At 45.1% G+C, this 22,531-nt stretch carries 18 protein-coding genes and 1 tRNA gene; 11 read left to right on the plus strand and 8 right to left on the minus strand.

All coding sequences use genetic code 11. The annotated features are described in order from the left end of the window. Positions 1-11: 11 nt before the first annotated feature. From DW947_RS03345 to DW947_RS03370, 6 genes are all read right to left on the minus strand, one after another. Positions 12-1,382: a M57 family metalloprotease gene (locus DW947_RS03345; RefSeq protein ID WP_016273350.1), complete on the minus strand. Its 1,371-nt coding sequence runs from the start codon at positions 1,380-1,382 to the stop codon at positions 12-14. Positions 1,383-1,408: 26 nt separating this feature from the next. Next, positions 1,409-2,527 (minus strand): family 16 glycosylhydrolase, encoded by a 1,119-nt coding sequence (locus tag DW947_RS03350; protein WP_016273349.1) that lies wholly within the window; start codon positions 2,525-2,527, stop codon positions 1,409-1,411. A 68-nt stretch (positions 2,528-2,595) separates the two neighbouring features. Continuing rightward, positions 2,596-4,047, minus strand: a complete 1,452-nt coding sequence (locus tag DW947_RS03355; protein ID WP_057281779.1) for a PKD domain-containing protein — start codon at positions 4,045-4,047, stop codon at positions 2,596-2,598. A 17-nt stretch (positions 4,048-4,064) separates the two neighbouring features. Next, entirely contained in the window at positions 4,065-5,672 is a 1,608-nt protein-coding gene (locus DW947_RS03360) for a RagB/SusD family nutrient uptake outer membrane protein (protein ID WP_016273346.1), read from the minus strand. Between the two features lie 20 nt (positions 5,673-5,692). Continuing rightward, positions 5,693-8,887 (minus strand): SusC/RagA family TonB-linked outer membrane protein, encoded by a 3,195-nt coding sequence (locus DW947_RS03365; RefSeq protein ID WP_117962579.1) that lies wholly within the window; start codon positions 8,885-8,887, stop codon positions 5,693-5,695. Positions 8,888-9,178: 291 nt separating this feature from the next. Beyond that, positions 9,179-12,070, minus strand: coding sequence for a triple tyrosine motif-containing protein (locus tag DW947_RS03370; protein WP_117962632.1), 2,892 nt, complete (start codon positions 12,068-12,070; stop codon positions 9,179-9,181). Positions 12,071-12,607: 537 nt separating this feature from the next. On the opposite strand from DW947_RS03370, the gene DW947_RS03380 reads away from it, so the two are divergent. The 7 genes from DW947_RS03380 (at position 12,608) to DW947_RS03410 (ending at position 17,234) form a co-directional block, all read left to right on the plus strand. After that, positions 12,608-12,681, plus strand: a tRNA-Thr gene (locus tag DW947_RS03380). Positions 12,682-12,826: 145 nt separating this feature from the next. Continuing rightward, positions 12,827-13,372 (plus strand): DUF4199 domain-containing protein, encoded by a 546-nt coding sequence (locus DW947_RS03385; protein ID WP_117962577.1) that lies wholly within the window; start codon positions 12,827-12,829, stop codon positions 13,370-13,372. Between the two features lie 55 nt (positions 13,373-13,427). After that, positions 13,428-14,381: a glycosyltransferase family 2 protein gene (locus DW947_RS03390; RefSeq protein ID WP_016273343.1), complete on the plus strand. Its 954-nt coding sequence runs from the start codon at positions 13,428-13,430 to the stop codon at positions 14,379-14,381. A 2-nt stretch (positions 14,382-14,383) separates the two neighbouring features. Next, entirely contained in the window at positions 14,384-14,869 is a 486-nt protein-coding gene (locus tag DW947_RS03395) for a DUF6452 family protein (RefSeq protein ID WP_057088046.1), read from the plus strand. Next, positions 14,838-15,605 carry a DUF6048 family protein gene (locus DW947_RS03400; RefSeq protein ID WP_117887531.1) on the plus strand — a complete coding sequence of 256 codons (768 nt, stop codon included), beginning with the start codon at positions 14,838-14,840 and terminating at the stop codon, positions 15,603-15,605. Before DW947_RS03395 ends, DW947_RS03400 begins: the two co-directional genes overlap by 32 nt. Positions 15,606-15,612: 7 nt before the next feature. Further along, on the plus strand, positions 15,613-16,191 hold the full coding sequence (locus DW947_RS03405) for a manganese efflux pump MntP family protein (protein WP_005826852.1): 579 nt from the start codon (positions 15,613-15,615) through the stop codon (positions 16,189-16,191). A gap of 26 nt (positions 16,192-16,217) precedes the next feature. Then, positions 16,218-17,234 (plus strand): FAD:protein FMN transferase, encoded by a 1,017-nt coding sequence (locus tag DW947_RS03410; protein ID WP_035449423.1) that lies wholly within the window; start codon positions 16,218-16,220, stop codon positions 17,232-17,234. Positions 17,235-17,255: 21 nt separating this feature from the next. On the opposite strand, the gene DW947_RS03415 is transcribed toward DW947_RS03410, so the two are convergent. After that, positions 17,256-17,624, minus strand: coding sequence for a DMT family protein (locus tag DW947_RS03415; protein ID WP_005826856.1), 369 nt, complete (start codon positions 17,622-17,624; stop codon positions 17,256-17,258). 21 nt (positions 17,625-17,645) lie between these two features. Continuing rightward, on the minus strand, positions 17,646-18,395 hold the full coding sequence (locus DW947_RS03420; protein ID WP_016273338.1) for an ATP-binding protein: 750 nt from the start codon (positions 18,393-18,395) through the stop codon (positions 17,646-17,648). Between the two features lie 166 nt (positions 18,396-18,561). On the opposite strand from DW947_RS03420, the gene DW947_RS03425 reads away from it, so the two are divergent. The 4 genes from DW947_RS03425 (at position 18,562) to DW947_RS03440 (ending at position 22,497) form a co-directional block, all read left to right on the plus strand. Next, the gene (locus DW947_RS03425) at positions 18,562-19,992 is read left to right on the plus strand and encodes a tetratricopeptide repeat protein (RefSeq protein WP_117962575.1); all 1,431 of its coding nucleotides are present in this window, start codon (positions 18,562-18,564) and stop codon (positions 19,990-19,992) included. 8 nt (positions 19,993-20,000) lie between these two features. Continuing rightward, complete coding sequence (locus DW947_RS03430) at positions 20,001-20,471, plus strand: NfeD family protein (protein ID WP_005826862.1); 471 nt, start codon at positions 20,001-20,003, stop codon at positions 20,469-20,471. A 51-nt stretch (positions 20,472-20,522) separates the two neighbouring features. After that, on the plus strand, positions 20,523-21,524 hold the full coding sequence (gene floA, locus DW947_RS03435; protein WP_005826863.1) for a flotillin-like protein FloA: 1,002 nt from the start codon (positions 20,523-20,525) through the stop codon (positions 21,522-21,524). A gap of 94 nt (positions 21,525-21,618) precedes the next feature. After that, positions 21,619-22,497 (plus strand): nucleoside phosphorylase, encoded by an 879-nt coding sequence (locus DW947_RS03440; protein ID WP_044468220.1) that lies wholly within the window; start codon positions 21,619-21,621, stop codon positions 22,495-22,497. Positions 22,498-22,531: the final 34 nt, after the last annotated feature.

A 22,531-nucleotide genomic window follows, 5' to 3' on the forward strand; every position in this document is an offset into this window, starting at 1 on the left:
TTCACATGTTTTTAATTATAATATGATATATCAACTCGTGTTGTTCCATGCTTTTCATACGGTCCATCATTCTGAGTTCCTAAACTTTTGGAAAAATAAGCATCATAAATATACGTTCCTGCTGGTAGAAAGACTTTCCAAGTATGAGTAACTACATCAGTAGTCAAAGGCCCTACCATATATTCTTCCATCCAAAATTGAACAGTAACAAATGGCCAATGACCATAGGATGTAATAACACCTCCTGTTTCCTTTGGATGTCTGTATATATCAATCCACTCATTAAATGCTCTTTTAACAGTACAAGTCACTGTTACAATCGTATTCTGCTCTATTGTCATGTATTGATTACCATTTGGATGATCTGAAGAAAATTCAGTTACACTTACATAGCCATTACCGCTACGCCATTTAGGATATAGCATTGTATCATCCTTTATATACGTTCCATACCTACATTCATCCGTCAATCCGTAGTCATAGTACCAGCCCCCAAATTGTTTACTATCTGGAATCACATCAGGTATATGATACCAAGACAATTGCACGCTATCCCCTTTATAGAAAGATGCAGAATTTTTATTACCATAGAATGAAAGAGTACACCTAATAGGCCATAGTTCCTTCAAGGCAACCGCATCATAAAAGGGCATACCATTCCAGTTTAAGCCACAAGTATTTGAATTCATATAAGAGACTTGATCTATCTCAGGAGTATTAGGAATCTTAACCATTCCATAAGAACCATTTCCTTCACCCTTCATAAAGCAATCTGTGTGCCGCAATCCAAGATTATGCCCTAATTCATGCATCAATAAGAATATCTTTTGCTTCAAAGTCAAATAAGTATCTATATTAGTATAAAAACTACTATTAATAAAGATTTCTTTTCCAGGCTTTTTTGAAGATGAAGGAAAAACGCCCATTGCACATACATCCGTTCCTGAAATGTTCTTTTTAGTAATCTTCACATCTGGATTATATTCACTATAGCTGATAGTAAGACCAGTATAATCATTATATAGCCTAACAACTTCCTTTACAGCTTCCCTCCAATTTGTGCTTTGAGCAATTGTATTATCAACGCCTATTGTTAGCGACTGTAAATTGTCTACGTAATTATTAGTTCTATATTGTCTCGTTGAAACAATATTGAGACTATCTTTACATATCAATATGTCTTCCTCAACGATATAATAATTATCCCATTCTGTCACAAAGGCAGAATCAAACCCCATAGCATAAATAGCCAATTTAGCTTGTTCCAATTCCAGCGCAGAATTTTCAAAAGGTTTCTCTGGTATTACCAGCTCATCCTCTTGACTACAAGAAAAGAAAAAAGATAAAACTATTAATATCAAAAAAAGGTATTTACTCTTCATATTCTAATTCTATTAATTAAATAATTTCATTTTTTCTGAAACACGCGTACATAGTCCACCTTCATCGTCACCGGCAGGGCAGACTCGTCCACACCGTTCATTCCACCCCAGTCACCTCCCCATGCCAGGTTCAGAATGGGATAGAAAGCATAATGGAACGGCCACTGATTATGCCCGGAACCCAGTTGTTGCTTGGTGACCGCCAACTGTACCTTGCCATCCACGTAGGTAGTGATGGCATCTTCCGTCCACTCCAAGGCGTAGACATGATATTCTCCTTCTGCCCGGTCTATGGTCATGGCGTGTGTCTTCTGCGTACCTTTAGTATGATTATAGTCTTGCGTATGGATAGACGAAGAGACTTCGTTGGGTACTACGCCCACTTCCTCCATGATGTCTATCTCGCCACACATGGGCCAAGGGTTGGTATTCCAGTCGTTCCCTACCGGCATCATCCAGAAAGCAGGCCAAGTACCTTTGCCTTTCGGCAAGAGAATACGCGCCTCAAAATAACCATACTTCCAACCGGTATTCACCTTGGCATACACACGACCGGAATAAATCTTACCGTCGCTGCCTTTGAAGCAGTTGATGTTCAGCTTACCGTCAGCAAGTTCCGTCACACGCTTTCCGTATACCTCTCCGTTCACGTAGTTCTGCAGTTCATTGTTCACCCAACCGGATTTCTGGACTTCGTGAGTCCAGTCGTCACCCAGTGTAGTGCCTTCATTGAATTCATCCTGCCATACCAATGAATACCCTTCAGGAACATAGTTTTCTATTGCACCTTTGCTTTGTTTCAACAGATACTCTTGCTTATAATTTGTTCCAGAAGTAAAAGAAAGGATAGCCGAACGTTCCTTTTCTTCGCTATTTTTCAAAGCAGTTATCTTCACTACGGATTCGCCGACATATCCGGAATTTGCCGATAATGAATACCATGTCTGCCCATCATCTTTCAACGCCCATGCAGCAGCAGCCTTTATTCTTATCGTTTTTTCTTCTCCGGCAGCAGCAAACTGCAAATCAGCAGGAGATACTTCTATTATATTATCTACGAGGGGATTATTTGCAGCCTGCCCATCACTACCACATCCCATCAATGGTATCAAGGTCACTATCCAAAGGCCAATCATTGTTTTCATCGATAAAAAGGATTAAAAAGGCGGTTGCCCAGAGGGTAACCGCCTCTACTATCATTCAGAAACCAGTATTATTCTCCAAAATAGAAATCATCAAAAAAGAAGATACCCGGAGCAGCATGTCCTTCTGCACCAAACTGAATTACAATCTTATCGTAATCCTTACGATCTTTCACTTCACTGAAATCAAATTCAAGTTCAATCCATTGATCTGTAGTCAGATTTGTTTTTACTATTTCAGTTTGAGTCTCCCATGCACTTCCACCGGCAGCACTGTTCTGCAATTTGACAGCAACTTGTTTCTGCAACTGGTTGACAGCAATCCAATCACCGGCTACATCGGCAACTGTCGTATAATCATTGTACGAAGGCACAAAAACTTTCATACGAACTTTGTTTGCCTTTGTCAAATCAAACTTATAATCAGGTGCCGTATATGAGATATTGGAATAGAAACCGATACTCTTTTCATACAGATAAACCTTTTTTGAAGTATTTACCGGAACAGGTGCCGGATTCGAATAGATAAAATCCAATTCGCCCATATCTTCACGGGCAAAATCAACGGACAGTTTATCTGCTTCAAAGTCTTCGCTCAACTTCACTGCCTTCACAGCTACTTCCGGCTTCACATTTTTTTCTTTAGGAACAAAACGATACCACCAGCCATTACCAGATTCGACATTGCTCACAACTTCCAAATAAAGTTCATCTTCCGTCAGACTACGAATAAAATAAGTAGACGAACCGGTATAATGTCCCATAAATGCACCGTCACTCAATGTCAACGTATTGTTGATTTCGTCCAAAGTATAAGTATAGCTTTCTTTAGGAGTATATTCTACATCAAAGTCACCGGCACCCGGAACGGTGGCAGCCCCACCCAAGTCATTCTTACCCGCTTCGTTCGTATAGATTTTGCCATTGTTTTTCCATATCATCTTGACACCTACTTGCACAAATGTAAACTCTTGTGTGTAAAGACTACTTTCCAGTTTTCCATTGGCAGGACAAGACCACCATTTGGGAGTACCGTCATAATCTCCACCACCTTTCGCTGGTCCCACACCAAAATGTCCATCGTGATATTGGTCAAACACCCATGTTTTTCCTCCAAGATTCGCAGCACCACCAGTCAAAGCATTATACATAGGGGTGTCGAGCAAAGCCATATCATCATCTGCAATAGAAATTACCTTGCTGATAGTAGCTGAGCCACCGGTTGTATACAGAGTCATAGCCACAGTATACTCACCCTTGAAAGGATATTGTGCTTTCACACTTTCCCCTTTTGCCGTGCCTCCATTACCTAAATCCCACAAAACGACACCTTCAACTGTTGATTCGTTTTTAAACTCTACAATGTTTGCTTTGCCAGCGGTGGGAGTAGCAGAAAATGCCAACTGATTTTCTTGCGGTTCTGCACCCAAAGAATGGTCATCACTGTCAACGGGGTCACAAGAAGCCAACCCGACAATAGCCATGCTCAATGCAAAAAAGCCATATAATAAATTCTTTTTCATACTATTTTCTTACTTAATTAATAACCATCATTTTGTTTCAGTTCAAACTCAGTACCCTTAGTTGCGTCAATATCGCCCTGAGGAATAGCCACATATTTATTGTGAGCCTGCCAAGTACGCGGTGCATTTACCCCCGGCACATTAGCTACAGTCAACACGTCTGTGATACCCCAACGAATCACATCGTAGTAACGATGTCCTTCACCCACAAATTCATAATGGTTTTCGTCGATTATGCTCTGTCTGCTGAGAGCAACACGATGGCTATCATCTCCAAAAGCACGATCGCGAACCATATCCAAGCACTGTTGCGCAGAAATACCTTTCTGTTCAGCAACACCTTCCACACCAACCAGTTCAGCGTATGCCAGCAAAGTTTCCGCATAACGGAAAATACGCACGTTGTTGCAGTAGTTCAAGGCTATGTCGCCCGTTGGCTTGTGGTAGCCTTTGCGAGCTGCATATTTACCTAACCAGAAACCCGTATCCTGAAAACGGATAACATAAGTACCACCGGATGCGATTTCCACTTTGTCGCCGATGTTGCCACCTGTACCGTTGCCACGATAATCGCGAATAGAAACGTCACGACGAGTATCGCCTTCGGCAAACATCTGATAAGCTTCCGTACGTACCGGGCCGAATCCCCAACCGTCTTCATAAGTATTGGTAGGATCGCTTAAGGTACTCGGTGAAACGTATGCGGGAAGATTAGTACCACCTGTAGCCCATGAATTTCCCCAAGTTTTTCCTTCACCAATATGGTTTGCCTCAAAAATGGACTCCTTGTTGAATTCACCTTCATCCACCCAAATATCAGCAAATTTAGGAGTCAATACAAACTCTCCACTGGCAATAATCTCAGCCAACCCTTCAGCAGCTTCCGTATATTTAGCCTTATCTTTCTGATACATTACTGTACGTGCTTTCAGCATCAGAGCAGCAGCAAGGCTTGCGCGTCCGTTGTTCACACCATCATTGGTAGAATACTTCGACTTAGCATCCTTAAAGCTGGCTATAGAAGCATCGACATCCTTGATAATCTGGGCATATATCTCATCCGGACTCAACTGTGGTCCAACGTAAGGAGGCTCATACAATGTTTCTTGAAATGGAACTGATCCAAAACTTCTCCACAACATATAAAGGAAATAAGCACGCAAGAAATGCCCTTCACCACGATACTGTGCAATGAGTTTCAGCTCTGCCGGATTGGCGGTTACAGCGGTGGCACAAAGCCCCAATGCACTATTTACGCGCGTAATCCCGGAAGTATAGATATTCCAAGTCCCATTCAGCGTACTATTTCCTGTCGTGGAAAACATTGCCACATTCAAGTTCATGCCAGCCATGCCATCTTGAGCATCACCACCACCTTTCCACAAGTCATCACTCTGGATGTCACCGATATAAACAGAAGACTCATAAGAACCACCTGCATACGAATCAAGTAAAAGAATCTGGTAGGCTGCAGCCAAACCGGAGTTAATATTCATGGGGTCGCCCGCTGCTCCAGCAGCACCTTTTGAAGCAGGGTCCGAATTCAAGAAACTATCGCCGCAAGAGGACAAAGCCATGCTTGATGCCAAAACGGCTGCCACTGTATAAAATTTAAATTTATTCATTGTCTGATTGATTTTAAAGTTTAGAATGTGATGTTAGCACCCAGAGTAATGGTACGGGATTGCGGATAGATACCCTTATCAACACCCAATGTCGTATAACCACCGGACGCCAGTTCCGGATCAAATCCTTCGTAACCAGTAATGGTTATCAGATTCTCTGCACCTACATAGAAACGCAAACGTTGAATGGAAATCTTGCGAGTAAGAGTGGCCGGCAGTGTATAACCAAGCTGTGCATTCTTCAAGCGAAGGTAAGAACCATCGTGAATGTAAAGGTCTGAAGAAGTCCAGTTACCGTTGGGGTTGGCAGAAGTCATACGAGGAATACGGTTAGAAGTACCTTCACCTACCCAACGATCCAAAATCCAAGAAGGACGGTTCATGGCCGGGATGTCACCGCGTTGCGCAAAGTCAAACACGTCGTTGCCCAATGTACCTTGGAAAGACAAACTCAAATCGAAGCCTTTCCACTCGGCACCAAGAGAGAAACCGAAAGTCCAGTCGGGCATACCCTTACCAATTTTGGTACGGTCTTGGTCATTGATTACACCATCACTAGTAACATCTACAAAACGAACATCGCCCGGTTGAGCATTGGGTTGCAAAAGTTCACCCTTCTCATTTACGTAATTGTTCACTTCATCCCAATTCTGGAAGATGCCGTTAGTCTTACGTCCATAAAAATAAGGCCAGACCTCGCCATTCTTGGCATGTACATAGTCACCTACACCGGAAGCACCTGCGCTTTCATAATTCTGTTCACCGGAAGCGTTGCCCAAGTCCAAGAGTTTGTTTTGGGAATAAGACCAGTTGGTGTTGAACCAATAAGAGAAATCTTCAATGCTATCTTTCCAGCCAAGTTCAAACTCAAGTCCCCAGTTTTCCATAGAACCGAGATTACCCCAAGGTTTGCTTTGTCCGATATAAGTAGGCACAGGCATTTCGGCCAGCATATCTGTTGTCTTCTTATAATAATAGTCAAATGTGAAACTCAAACGTTGGTTAAAGAAACGCATATCCACACCAAGGTCAGTTTGAGTGGAAGTTTCCCACTTAATATCAGGATTGGCGGCTGCTGCGGGAGAAGTACCGTAAATCATGGAGCCACCATTTTCACCAGGTTTTGTATAATCATTCAGGTTGGGCTTGTAACTGCCGCCAAAGTAATAATTCTGACCACCATTCATCAAGGCAAGATAACGGAAATCTCCGATAGACTCGTTACCATTCTGTCCCCATGAGAAACGGAATTTTAATACGTCAAACCAGCTCGGTTTGATTTTTTCCAGATAAGGTTCATTCCAGACATTCCAACCCAAAGAGAACGAAGGGAATACGCCCCACTTATTATTGGCACCAAAATGTGAAGAGCCATCGCGGCGAACCGTGAACTGCACCATGTAACGTTCTGCAAAGTTATAGTCGAGACGACCGAAATAGGAAGCAATGGAAGTATGGGTTGCATCACCGATTCCACCCCACAAAACAGATTCTGTCTCGGCAGCTGTAGCAGAGCCAAAATTGGCATGAATAGGATTCAAGTCAAACAAATCGAAGTCCTTACCGCCAATATTGCGTGAACGATAACGAGCTGCCGATTGCCCCAACACTACAGAAAGATTATGCCTTTCTGCAAAAGTCTGGTTATAAGAGAAATAATTTTCAGTTTGCCAACGCATACCACGATTCATCTCGCTTTGAACCCAGCTGGCATCCGTATGTGTCATTGTACCCAGATAATCAGCATAACCATAGCCATCATATCCCCAGAAAGCCAAGTCCACACCATAACTGGAACGGAACTTCAAACCAGGCAAGATATTCAATTCAGCATAGAACGTACCTACAATTTTATCGGAATTGTTACGTCCCAATGTCGGTCTGTTCAGCTGTGCCACCGGATTTGTCAATTCCTGGAAACCGGAAGGAGGCAAAGAAAGCACTTTACCATCCTTTACGATAGCATTAGGATGCTCGGCCAGGATTGCGGCACCTTCTTGTTCAGAAGCATACACCGGAACCAACGGTGAGAACGCAATAGCACTACCAAGAATAGAACCATACTCAGAGTTTGTTTCAATACCGGTAGAATGATCACGAGTATAGCCCAAGTTTACTCCTACCGTGACTGCATTCAAGAACTTTCGATTCTCTACTTCAAACACTTTATAAGTAGAATTACTACGAACAGACAAACGTTCATAATTGGAACGTCCATAATTACCACCAACGATACCTTCCTGATTGAAATAGCCCAAAGAAAGGAAATAAGTCATTTTATCATTACCGCCATTAATGCTCAACTGATGTTGCTGAACTGGTGCATCATAATTAAAGACTTCATCCTGCCAGTCTGTATCAATCGTATTATTGGCAATTTCTTCTGCAGAATAACGAGGAGCATTGCCATCATTAATCTGCATTTCATTCATGATTGTCATATATTCCTTGGCATTCAAAACAGCTTTCTTCTTCCAAGGATTCTGCCAACCATAACTGAAATCATAGTTTACAGTCGTTTTTCCCTTGCTGCCCGCCTTGGTAGTCACCAAAACCACACCGTTGGCTGCACGGGCACCATAAATAGCAGCCGAAGCAGCATCTTTCAGGATTTCAATAGAAGCAATATCCGTCGGGTTCAAATAGTTGATACCACCGCCCACCGGCATACCATCGACAATGTACAAGGGGTCGGAACCATTTACAGAACCGATACCACGAATACGAACCTTAGAATCAGAATTAGGCTGACCGGAAGACTGTGTAATCTGTACGCCGGAAACTTTACCTTTCAAAGCATCTTCTACACGGGAAGGCTTCATCAAGTTCAATTCATCCGCATTTACTTTGCTGATAGCCGCTGTCACTACACTTTTTTTCTGAACACCGTAACCTACAACCACCACTTCGTCCAACGCCTCTGCATCCTCTATCAATGCTACTTTAAGAGAAGTTCTTCCATTTATAGCCACTTCTTGTGGCTTAAATCCTATATAAGTAAAGGAAAGCGTTGCATCGGCAGGAGCCGACAATGTGAAATTGCCATCCAGGTCAGTAATTCCACCATTGGTAGTTCCTTTAACTACCACATTTACTCCAGGCAACGGTTCATTATCCGAACCGCTTACCACTGTACCTTTTACCTGTATATTTTGGGCATATACAGAAGCCAAGGTAAAGCTTAACAGAAATAAAACTGATAATAACTTTTTCATAAGTTTTACTAAATTAAGATTAACGTTTCTCGGTTTTGTTCTCAATCGAACAGTGCAAACATAGAGTAAAATGCAATAAAACAAATAAGAAACAATCATTCTTAAATACGTCAAATCTGAAATTCAAATACGTTATCAATACGTCATCAGCAAATAACTTATTAATAATCAATAGTTAATATATACTTTTAAGTATTACGTCACAACATGTTATAGAACACAAAAGGGAGGAATATTAAATTCCTCCCTTCCATGCACTTCCTTCTTTTAAAGGAAGTTAATATCTAAAGACTACAGTTTATTGCTTAAATAATCCGTCAAACTATCCTCTCTCTCTAAAGCGAACTTCTTACGAAGACGATAACGGATTGTTTCAACTCCACGAACCGAAATGTTCAATAGAGGCGCTATTTCTTTCGTGGAAAGATTCATCTTTAGATAAGCGCACATCATGCGTTCGTTGTGGGAAAGTTCAGGATGCTTGGCATGAAGACGTTTCATAAAATTGTTATGTATCAAATCGAACTGGTCTTCAATACGCTTCAAAACCTCATCACTCTGTATATTACCGTCTATTTTATTATTAATAAGTATGAGTTGCTGTTTTCCTTCCCGAGCCCCCTCACCCTTCAGCAAGGCGGATACTTTAAGTATCTCTGACTTGATTTCAGTCAGCATTTCATTCTTACGGACAAAGTTTATCATCAGATTGGCCATTTCCTGACTCTTATGTTGCAAATCGTATTCCAATTTTTCTTTCTCCAGCTGCATAATCTGCTTTTCCTGACGAGCTTTCTCCTCTTCGTACTCCCTTTCCATATCGTGCAACTCTTTGTCCTTCTCGACCACCGCCTGCTGTTTCTTCCGCTTCACACGGACATCATCCCAGCGATAGACATACCATAAGGCAAGCAAAGCCAAGATGATATAACAAACGTATGCAGCAGCACTACGATACCACGGTGGAAGTATACGGAAGGCGATTGTATCCGATGATGTCGTACCGTCAGGAAAGACCGCTTTAACTTCAAACGTATATTCACCTTCCGACAGATTACTATACTCCTTGGTGCGTACCGTTGTAAAATCGGACCAGCCTCCCTTATTCAAACGATATTGAAAACGGATATCATCCCCTACCGAAAAAAAAGAAAGGGCATAGTCAAAACGAACGGAATTCATGGAATAAGCTATCACCGGAACCGGCTTCTCTCCTAAAAAGTTTGCGGTATATACCAATGAATCCTTGGGATAAGACAGATACATGTTCCTTATATATAAAGAGTGGCTACGATCCTGACGCTCTCTTACGGCCGGGATGCTGAATAAAGCGAAACCTCCTTCATTAGGAACCACCATCAGCGAATCTGAAAGAGGAATAATCGTTTCAAAACCGGGTACCAGTTCAATCAGCGATTGCTGGATGGGATTAATGCTTGTATTCGCCCCCCGCTTATAGGTACCCAGATTGGCAATACAGATTTCGTGAGGGCTCAAACTAATCAACTTATCGTGATACTCCAAGATACGCGAATAGGCCGCGGTGCCATTCAAAAGGTTGTTCATATCCGGACAAGGCTCCATGACATCTTTATGAGGATTATGCTTATAGATTCCCCGGGGAGTGGCAAAATACACCCGGTCTTCTATCTTCGCTATATACATATCACGTCCTACCGGAAAACCATCCTTCGCGCTATATTCCTTTATACGGACAGCTTTTGTCAAATCATTATCCAAATCCACACGGGTAACGTGGTCTGTATTGTACACCCAAATCACCTTATCGCTTTCCTGCTCAAAAAGACGGCAAGAATCGTTCATACCCTCAATCTTGCCAACCACCTGCCATTCTCCATTCTTTTTCCCAACCAAATAAATACCGTTATATACCCCGACATACATAAGGTCCGTACGTCCTGCCACAAGTTGGCAACACCAGGCGCCGGCAATATCCGTCACGCGTTTTACGGAAGTGCCATTGATAAGGAAAATACCACGGTCGTGCAGACAGAAGAGTTCATCACCTATACGGCAAAGGTTCCAGACCTGTCCGCTGGATTGGGGCATCGGACGGATATCCGGCAAATCGCCGTTCATCTGTACCGGATAAGAGGTGTAATACAAACCCCGATTGGTACCTAAATAAAGATAGCCGCCTTCTACGGCAGCCGTATATCCCGTGCCGTAGGAATAAGGATAGGAATAGAGATTCGTAAAAGGAGAACTCAGACAGACGTAGTCAATGCCGCTATCCAGACCGGCCCAGAGGTTTCCGGTTGTATCGAAGGAGACAGAAAGCACCGTATTGTTACGCAAGCCGTTGTTCTCATTGAAATATTTCAGTTGCATGGTGCTGCAATCCACCAGTACCAATCCTTTATGAATGGTTCCCAAGGCAATCTTATCATCCTTTTTGGCCACGCAAAAGACTTCATTCTCACGCATAAACTCTTCGGCACCGGTGATAAACGGTTCCATCGTACGCCCGTCACAATAGTAAAGTCCGTTGTATGCAGTCACCACCAGAACACCTTTCTTATAAGGTATAATGCCACGAATACGCTTGGAAGCCAACGCATCGGCCCCCTGAAGAGGGAAAAAAGTGTTTCCAACCAAAAGCCATACGCCTCTGTCCGTACCGATGTAAAGGATGCCATTGACCATATTGGAACAGTCTATCTTGGCATTCATTTCAATGGCGGTATATTTTCCGTTCAGGAACTTCACCACGCACCCGTCCCCTTGGAAATACAAGATATTGTCTGTCTCATGGATGCCCCACACATTTCCAAGAAAACGAACGGAACTCTCCAAAGTATCGGACATGCAATGATAGGCCAAAGAACCGTCCGCATCCGGTTCATAATAGCCGAACTCATTGATGCCCCCCACATAAATTCTTTTTTGGGTGGCAGAAGCCAGAACGGAACGCACATCGGAAGCATTGTTCAATGGAAACACATTCCAGACATTGCCATCAAATTGCACCATACCGTTCTTGTTGGCGAAATATACCCACTTGTCATCATAGGGTGCTATCTGCCAAGTCTGGGTCCCCTTGCCATAAACACTTTTATCAAAATTGACGATAAAGCTATTCCAGCCGGCAATTGCTTCGACCAAAGGGAGAAAAAGAAAAAGGCAGAAAAAAAGGTAGAATGACAATATGTGTTTGTTCATGCGTATAATGACTATATAGTTAGTTGCACAAAAATAATGCTTATTTTCAAGGTAGCGCACAATAGCCTATCAGTTTTTTCGTCCCCGATTATTATTTTCTTCTCGAATGGCAATCTTTTGCATTACTATACTTTAGATTCCGGTATACTAAGAAGTATTCGTCCGACAGTTGTTGAATTATCGTCCGACAGCTGTCGGACGATAATTCAACAACTGTCGGACGATAAGGTTACACATATCGGACGAATACTTTTTAGTAAAAGGAATATTTGTCCATCGTAATGCCGGAAAGAATCCGTACCTCCCCTCCAAAGTATCTGTATAAGGAGCCGTGAAGAGGGATAGAATAGAGAATCTAAAAAAACAAATAAAAAAATCGCCGCAAGCTATTGCAGATTTCAAAATAATGCCTACCTTTGCAACCGCAAAACGAAAACGGGTAAGTCCTATACGGCCAGCTCCCTTCGAATCCTCCAGGGCTTGATCGCAGCAAAGGTAGTTGGTTGTAGCGGCGCGATATAGCAAGCTTACCCACCCGCCTCTTTAGCTCAGTTGGCCAGAGCACGTGATTTGTAATCTCGGGGTCGTTGGTTCGAATCCGACAAGAGGCTCGAAAGAAAAGCAGATGATACGAAAGTGTTACCTGCTTTTTTCTTTTTGCCCCGCAAAGAATCCTCTAATTTATTTAAAATCTACACATCGGCTTGCCCTTGAATCCAACTATATTTGTACCTTTGCACATTATTTCTAAGAAAGATGACAGAAAATAGAGGTTACATGCAACGATACGCAATGCTGTTCGGTACCTATATGGGAGGTTTCTGGATATTGAAGTTCATACTCTTTCCTGTGGGGCTGTCGGTTCCTTTTTTACTTTTCCTTTTCATGGGACTCACGCTATGCGTACCTTTTATGGGATATTATTATGCACGGATGTATCGTAATCAGGTATGCGGAGGCGGCATCAGCTTCCTGCATGCATGGATATTCACCGTTTTCATGTATATGTTTGCTGCGCTGCTTGCCGCCGTGGCACACTACATCTACTTCAGGTTCATAGACCACGGATATGTGATAAACACGTGCGAAACGATGGTAGACACGCTTGCCCAAAGCAACATGCCGGGAATGGATTCGTACATCGCCACCTATCAGGAAGCTCTGGAGACAGCCCGACTGCTCAGCCCTATCGACATTACGCTACAGATGATATCGTCCAATGTATTTTGGGGTTCGATACTGGCTTTCCCCACCGCCTTGTTCGTGATGAGACGCAAGAAAGACGACGCTCCGGCAGAGTGACGGAACAGCAAAAAGAAATGTTATTTCAATTGTAAAATAGAAAAATCATACATCAATGGATATTTCAGTTGTCGTACCACTATATAATGAAGAAGAATCACTCCCCGAATTGTTCGCATGGATTGAGCGGGTGATGAATGCCAACGGCTTTTCATACGAAGTGATTTTCGTTAACGACGGAAGTACCGACCGTTCGTGGCAGGTTATCGAGCAATTGCAGGCACAAGCTCCGGACAAGGTACGGGGCATTAAGTTCCGCCGCAACTACGGGAAGTCGCCGGCATTGTTCTGTGGTTTCGAACAAGCACAAGGCGACGTCGTGATAACCATGGACGCCGACCTGCAGGACAGTCCCGACGAAATACCCGAACTCTACCGCATGATTACCCAGGAGGGCTACGACCTCGTATCGGGCTGGAAGCAGAAACGTTACGACCCGTTGTCGAAGACCCTCCCCACCAAATTGTTCAATGCCACCGCCCGCAAAGTATCGGGCATCAAAAACCTGCACGACTTTAATTGCGGACTGAAGGCATATCGCAAAGAGGTTGTCAAGAATATAGAGGTATACGGCGAAATGCACCGCTACATCCCCTACCTGGCCAAGAACGCCGGCTTCAAGAAAATCGGCGAGAAAGTGGTGCACCACCAGGCACGCAAATACGGAAAGACCAAGTTCGGGCTGAACCGATTTGTAAACGGGTATCTGGACTTGCTTTCCCTTTGGTTCCTTTCCCGGTTCGGCATCAAGCCCATGCACTTTTTCGGATTGCTGGGTTCATTGATGTTCATCTTCGGCTTCATAGCCGTGGTCATAGTAGGTGTCAGCAAGTTGTACTACATGCACCATGGCATGCCCTACCGTCTTGTAACGGACTCTCCCTACTTCTACCTCTCGTTGACCTCCATGATTATCGGCACACAACTATTCGTGGCAGGATTCCTCGGAGAGCTGATTTCACGTAATGCCCCGGAACGAAACAAATATCAAATAGAGAAAACCATTTAACGATGAAAAAATTAGTCAGACTTGTCATACTCGGAGCTATCCTTTGTCCGATAGTAAGCATAGCTATCTCCTGCTCGGAAGAGGCCGACTGTTCCATGACAGCACGCTCCATGGTGAATTGCATTCTTTATAGAGTAGACCCCGAAACCCAATACGTGGAGAACGACACGCTCGACTCGCTCACCGTGACAGCATACGGCACCGACTCCATCATCATCAACAACCAGAAGAAGGTACACGACATCTCCCTGCCACTGCGCTATACGGAGGATTCCACCAAGCTGATATTCAAGTACAGCCGGACCAAGAGTGACACGATGGTGATACGCCACACCAACACCCCCTATTTCCTATCAATGGATTGCGGCTATCAGATGAAGCAGGCCATCACAGACGTAACGTGCACCCGCATCTCTCTGGACTCGATATACATCAAAGACAATGAAGCAGGCATCTATGGAAAGGAAAATCTTAAGTTATTCTATTAGTCTGGCACTCTGCCTGCTGATGTTCCTCCCCCTACGGGCGCAGAACGGGAATCCTACCGCTCCCCCCCAGGGAGCACCTCCCAAGAAGGAGAAGAAGGACGCGAAAGAAGAAGTGCACTATCCGTTATACAACGGCATGTCCGTCGGCTTGGACTTGTGGGGAATCGGAAGCTCCGTATTTGGAGGAGATTTCCTGAGTTCCGAAGTGGCCGTGGACGTAAACCTCAAGAACCGCTTCTTCCCTATTGCCGAACTGGGATATGGCTCCACGGACACCTGGAGTGACAAAGGCATACACTACAAAAGCAACGCCCCCTACTTCCGCATAGGAATGGACTATAACACGCTATACAAGAAGCAGCACGGACACATGCTACTCGTAGGCTTGCGTTACGGTGTAAGTAGCTTCAAGTATGATGTAGACGCCTTGGGACTGGACGACCCGATATATGGTGGCATCGTAGGCAATCCGAATCTGGACGACGAGATATGGGGAGGCAGCCTGCCCTATAACCATAAAGGAATGAAAGGCTCCATGCAATGGGCGGAATTTTGTGTCGGTATCCGGGCGCACGTCTGGAAGGCATTGTACATGGGCTGGTCACTACGCTTCAAGTTCAAATTGTCTGCCTCGGCCGATGAATACGGTGACCCGTGGTATGTGCCCGGTTTCGGGAAATATGGCTCCAACACGATGGGAGTAACCTATACGATAACTTATAAACTACCTCTTTAAGCGACTTATGACAGGGTTAGAGATTTGGCTACTGGCCGTAGGACTTGCGATGGATTGTTTCGCCGTTTCTATAGCCAGCGGAATTATATTGAAACGCGCCCGGCTGCGCCCTATGCTGGTGATGGCCATCAGCTTCGGCTTTTTCCAGGCTTTGATGCCTCTGCTGGGATGGATAGGCGCCAGTTTTTTCAGCCACCTGATAGAAAGTATTGACCATTGGATTGCATTCGGTATCCTTGCCTTCCTGGGCGGACGCATGATAATGGAATCCTTCAAGGACGAAGATTGCAAGCACGAGTATGACCCTACCAGCCTGAAGGTGGTGCTCGCTCTGGCCGTGGCAACCAGCATCGATGCATTGGCGGTAGGTGTTTCGTTTGCATTCCTCGGTATCAAGCAATTCTCGGCTATTCTTTCCCCCATCGGCATTATCGGTTTTGTATCATTCGCCTTGTCGATGGTCGGCCTGATGTTCGGCATCCGTTTCGGATGTGGCATAGCCCGCAGACTGCGCGCCGAACTTTGGGGAGGGATTATCCTCGTCATCATCGGTACCAAGATATTGGTAGAGCATCTCTTCTTTTAATTAAAAAGTAAAAACTCAGATAGGATATGGAAAAGAAAGTACAACGGAATTTTTTATGGATTGCCCTACTGGTACTGGGAACCATCTGGATACTTGCCCGCCACAACCAAGTCACTCCTTATCAGACGGATAACGGACTGATATTCGGTACGGTATATAAAGTGACTTATCAATGTGACCAAAATCTGAAGGCAGAGATAGAAGCGGAACTCAAACGTTTCGACGGTTCCTTGTCCCCTTTCAATGACACGGCGACCATTACGCGCATCAACCGCAACGAGGACATTGTGCCCGACACATTCTTTACCAACGTCTTCCGACGTAGCATGGAAATCTCCCGGGAGACCGATGGTGCCTTCGATATCACCGTTGCCCCTCTTGCCAATGCCTGGGGATTTGGGTTCAAGAAGGGTAATTTCCCCGACTCTGCCATGATAGACAGCCTGCTGGAGATGACAGGATACGAAAAAGTAAAATTGTCCGATGAAGGGAAAGTGGTGAAAACAGACCCACGTATAATGCTCTCGTGTAGCGCTGTGGCAAAAGGATATGCAGTAGATGTCATAGCCCAACTTCTGAAGAAAAAGGGTATCCGCAACTTTATGGTCGATATAGGCGGAGAAGTGGTTGTTCACGGGCAAAACCCTCAAAATGGACCTTGGCGCATCGGTTTGAACAAGCCGATAGACGACTCACTGGCAGTGAACCAGGAACTGCAAGCAGTGCTGCAAGTTACGGATTTAGGCATGGCTACATCGGGCAATTATCGCAACTACTACTATAAAGACGGAAAGAAATATGCGCATACCATCGACCCGCGTACCGGCTATCCGGTACAGCACAGCATCTTGTCCGCCACCGTCATCGCCAAAGATTGCATGAGTGCAGACGCCTATGCCACGGCATTCATGGTGATGGGGCTGGAAGAAGCAGAACGCGTGGCGGATGCACATCCGGATATCGACGCCTGTTTCATTTATACGGATGAAGAAGGAAAGCTTCAAACGTTCTTAACAAAAGGAATGGAGAAGTATATGAAATAATGTGCAAATGCGATTAACCCATCATTTATAAAATACAAAATATACCGCCAGTACCAGACATACAAAAGCGGCAAAATGATTCCAATGCAGCGTTTCCCCCTTGAAAAGAACCGTTGTAAACACCGTAAAGATTATCAAAGTGATTACTTCCTGAATCACTTTGAGTTGCATCAATGAGAACGGGCCTCCATTGCCTAAAAAGCCTATCCGATTGGCCGGAACCTGACAAGAATACTCAGCCAGAGCTATTACCCAAGAAAACAGCACCACGGCATACAACGGCCAGTTGGAGATGACTTTTGTCTCTTGTAGCTTCAGATGCCCATACCAGGCAAACGTCATGAAAATATTAGATACAATCAATAGCAAAATGGTATAAAATGCTTTCATATATTTTTTAATAATTAATGGTTAATGTTTTATGATTGCAGGCAGCAATTCCTCCTGCACATTCGTCATACTCCCCCATAGACTATAGCGTGCCTCAGGATTCATTTCCTCCAACTGTTTCAGAATGCCTTTCATTGTACTACGGCTGGATTGTGACTCATACGGACAATTCTTCACCTGCTTACGATACCCCCTCACTTGCGCCAACTCCATCAAATCCGCCTCATGTACCAGACACATCGGACGGATAATCGTCATATCAAACTTCTTCATTACCAGCCGAGGAGGCATGGAGCTGAACGCTCCCTGATAGGTGATATTCATCAGCAAGGTCTCTAGAATATCATCCATGTGATGGCCTAACGCGATTTTATTGCATCCCTGCTCCTTGGCTACGGTAAACAATGCCTTCCGCCTATTCCAAGAGCAAAGAAAACAAGGAGACTTGCGGGTATCTGTCGTGGCATCAAACTCCGTTTCAAAGAGAACAAAAGGCACTCCCCACGACTCTACGTACTCCCTCAGATAGTCCACATCGCTTTGATAAGGTATATTCTTCATCACTACATGTACGGCGACAACGGAAAAACGGGGTTTATAGACACGGGCACGCCGTGCCAACAATTCCACCAGCGCCAAAGAGTCCTTGCCTCCCGAAAGCCCGATGAGAATCTTATCGCCGTCCTCTATCAGCCCATATTCCACCACACCTTTGCTAAACCGCTTGTCTATGCGGCGCAACATCTTTTCTTCTTCAGTAAATTGTGCCATTGATACGAGTTATGAGTTATAAGTTATGAATTATAGCTCTTCCGGTTGCAAAAGTAAGGCAAAAGAACGATTTAAAGAAGAATTAACAAAATAGAATTACGGAAACCAGCTTTATTCACGATAAATTTGTATTTTTGACCTTCTGAACAAATCAGCATGTATCAATATGAATAAAAAATATATCCTTTTCTTTCTATTCGGCCTTTTGAGCATAACAATTTCCGCACAAAGCCTGGCAGAAGCCAAAGCCTTGTACGAGAAGGGAGAATACGAAGAAGCCAAGCCCGCCTTCAAAAAACTCGTCAAGACACAACCTGGCAATGGAAATTACAACCTATGGTACGGTGTATGTTGCCTGGAAACCGGCGAACCCGCAGAAGCCTTGAAACACCTGGAAAGCGCCGTCAAGAGACGCGTCCCCAGCGGGCAACTCTATTTGGCCCGGGCATACAATGATCTATATCGGTTCGAAGAAGCCATCGAGACTTATGAGACCTACATTTCCGACCTGAGAAAGAGAAAACGCTCCACCGAAGAGGCCGAACAATTATTGGAAAAAAGCAAATCCAACTTGCGCATGCTGAAAGGCGTGGAAGAGGTCTGCTTCATCGACAGCTTTGTGGTAGACAAGGAAAAATTCCTGGATGCATACAAAATCAGCCCCGAATCGGGCAAGCTGTTCATGTACGACACCTACTTCAATGATTCCGGTAAGGAAGGCGGAACGGTATACGAAACGGAGCTGGGCAATAAGCTATATTATAGCGAAATGCAACCGGACAGCACCCTCAGTATCCTTTCGCGCAACAAGTTGCTGGACAAATGGAGTGATGGCAGCTTGTTGCCCGGAAGCATCAACGAGGCCATGAATGCAGACTATCCCTATGTACTTACGGACGGTATCACTATCTACTATGCTTCGGATGGCCCTGGCTCGATGGGAGGATATGATATTTTCGTCACCCGTTACAATACGAATACCGACTCCTATCTGATGCCGGAAAATGTGGGCATGCCGTTCAATTCGCCCTACAACGACTATATGTACGTCATCGACGAATTCAACGACTTGGGATGGTTTGCCTCCGACCGCTACCAGCCCGAAGGCAAAGTGTGCATCTATGTATTCATTCCCAACTCATCCAAGCAAGTGTACAACTACGAAGGGATGGACCCGGACAAGATGATATCATTGGCGCAACTTCACTCTATCAAGGACACATGGACGGACACCGATGCGGTAAAGGCCGCCCGAGAAAGGCTTCGGACCGCTGCCAACGCAAAGCCGCGGACCACCAAGAAGCACGATTTCCAATTCGTCATTGATGACCACTCCACCTATTACCAGCTGGACGATTTCCGTTCCCCGCAGGCCAAAGCCTCGTATGGCAAATACAATCAGCTGGAGCAGAGCCACAAACAACTGCAGGAGAAACTGGAAGATATGCGTTCGGAATACTCCCGAGCCGACAAGCAGGAAAAGGACAAGATGTCCGCCGCCATCCTCGACCTGGAGCAACGTGTACGGCAATTGTCCACTGAGATGGAGCAGACTGCCATTCAAGTGCGCAACCTGGAAAAACAAGCCACCAAATAAAGACAACTATGGATATACTCATTATCGCCTCATTGATTATAGGAGCAGTAATCTTGTTCTTAGTGGAATTATTCGTAATTCCGGGCATCAGCGTTGCCGGTTTTCTGGCAGGAGGTTGCATCATCTTTGCCAATTACTATGCCTTTGCCTATATGGGCACCACGGCAGGTGTCATTACGCTTATCATATCTGCCCTGGCTTGTATCGGCTCGTTGGTATGGTTCATGCGTTCCAAGACACTCGACAAAATTGCATTGAAAAAAAACATCACCTCCAAAGTAGACCGTAGTGCCGAGGAAAAAGTCAAGGTAGGCGATATAGGCGTAACCACTACCCGCCTGGCTCTTATCGGCTATGCCGAAATCAACGGAGACATCGTGGAAGTAAAGTCATCAGACGGCTTCCTGAACGAAAAGACTCCGATTATCGTAGACCGTATTGCCGACGGAGTCCTCTTAGTGGAACGGCTCAAGCAGTGAAATTTCTGAAATCAACCTATTATTTATAACTAACAATTAATATTTAATCTCATGGATCCAAGCACAATGTATTTAACCGCCTTCCTCATTATAGGAGGCATTATTTTCCTGGTACTTTTCTTCCATTATGTACCGTTCTTCTTGTGGCTGTCCGCCAAAGTATCGGGAGTAAACATCTCGCTGGTACAACTTTTCCTGATGCGCATCCGTAATGTCCCTCCTTATATCATTGTGCCCGGCATGATTGAAGCTCATAAAGCAGGATTGCAAAACATCACGCGCGACGAACTGGAAGCGCACTACCTTGCCGGAGGTCACGTAGAGCGGGTGGTACACGCACTGGTATCCGCCTCTAAAGCCAATATCGAGCTGCCGTTCCAGATGGCAACCGCCATCGACCTTGCCGGCCGTGACGTGTTCGAAGCCGTACAGATGTCCGTTAACCCCAAAGTAATTGACACCCCTCCCGTGACAGCTGTCGCCAAAGACGGTATCCAGCTGATTGCCAAGGCCCGTGTAACGGTGCGCGCCAATATCCGCCAATTGGTGGGCGGTGCCGGAGAAGACACGATTCTGGCCCGTGTAGGCGAGGGTATTGTGTCTTCCATCGGTTCGTCAGAGAATCATAAGTCTGTATTGGAGAATCCGGATTCTATCTCCAAACTGGTATTGCGCAAGGGGTTGGATGCCGGAACAGCATTCGAAATTCTGTCCATTGACATTGCTGATATTGACATAGGTAAGAATATCGGTGCCGCCCTGCAGATAGACCAAGCCAATGCCGACAAGAACATTGCTCAAGCCAAGGCAGAGGAACGCCGCGCCATGGCCGTAGCCACAGAGCAGGAAATGAAGGCAAAAGCCCAGGAAGCCCGTGCCAAAGTTATCGAGGCAGAAGCGGAAGTACCCAAGGCCATGGCCGAAGCATTCCGCAACGGCAATCTGGGTATCATGGACTATTACCGGATGAAGAATATAGAAGCCGACACTTCCATGCGCGAAAACATTGCCAAACCGACGACGGGCAATACCAGCCAGCCGTTGAGCAAATAACTCGAAAAGTAACTGACAGAAACGCCGGAACCGGTGAACAAGAATCGGTTCCCGGCGTTTCTATTTATAAACAAAAGATTAAAAGCTCAATCAAATGAAAAAATATTTCGCCTCTTCCGAACTGATCATCAATGAAGACGGTTCTGTATTTCATCTTCACGTAAAGCCCGAATGGCTGGCAGACAAAGTCATCTTGGTAGGTGACCCCGGACGGGTGGCACTGGTTGCCTCCCATTTCGAGAACAAGGAATGTGAAGTGGAAAGCCGCGAGTTCAAGACTATCACCGGTACTTACCAAGGGAAACGTATTACGGTGGTTTCCACCGGTATCGGATGTGACAACATCGATATCGTGATGAATGAACTGGATGCCCTGGCAAACATCGACTTCGAGACGCGCGAAGAAAAGCCCCGCCTACGTAGCCTTGAGCTGGTACGTATCGGCACCTGCGGCGGCTTGCAACCCTACACTCCGGTGGGTACATTTGTATGTTCTGAAAAATCCATCGGTTTCGACGGTCTGCTCAACTTCTATGCCGGACGCAACTCCGTGTGCGACCTACCCATGGAGCGTGCCTTCCTCAACCATATGGGATGGTCCGGCAACATGTGTGCCCCTGCCCCCTACGTCATTGATGCAAGTGCTGAACTGATAGACCGCATCGCACAAGACGACATGGTACGTGGCGTAACGATTGCCGCCGGGGGCTTCTTCGGACCTCAAGGACGCGAGTTACGCGTGCCGCTTGCCGACCCGCATCAGAACGAGAAGATTGAAAAATTTGAATACAACGGCTACCATATCACCAACTTCGAGATGGAAAGTTCTGCCTTGGCAGGCTTGAGCCGTCTGATGGGACACAAGGCCATGACGGTATGCATGGTCATTGCCAACCGCCTGATAAAAGAAGCGAACACGGGATACAAAAATACGATAGATACTCTTATCAAAACAGTACTCGACCGTATCTAAGTATCCTTCAAGAAATGCTCCTCCCTTTCCTTCA

Origin of the sequence: Bacteroides sp. AM44-19, from assembly GCF_003603395.1 — a bacterium.
GTDB lineage: Bacteria > Bacteroidota > Bacteroidia > Bacteroidales > Bacteroidaceae > Bacteroides > Bacteroides uniformis.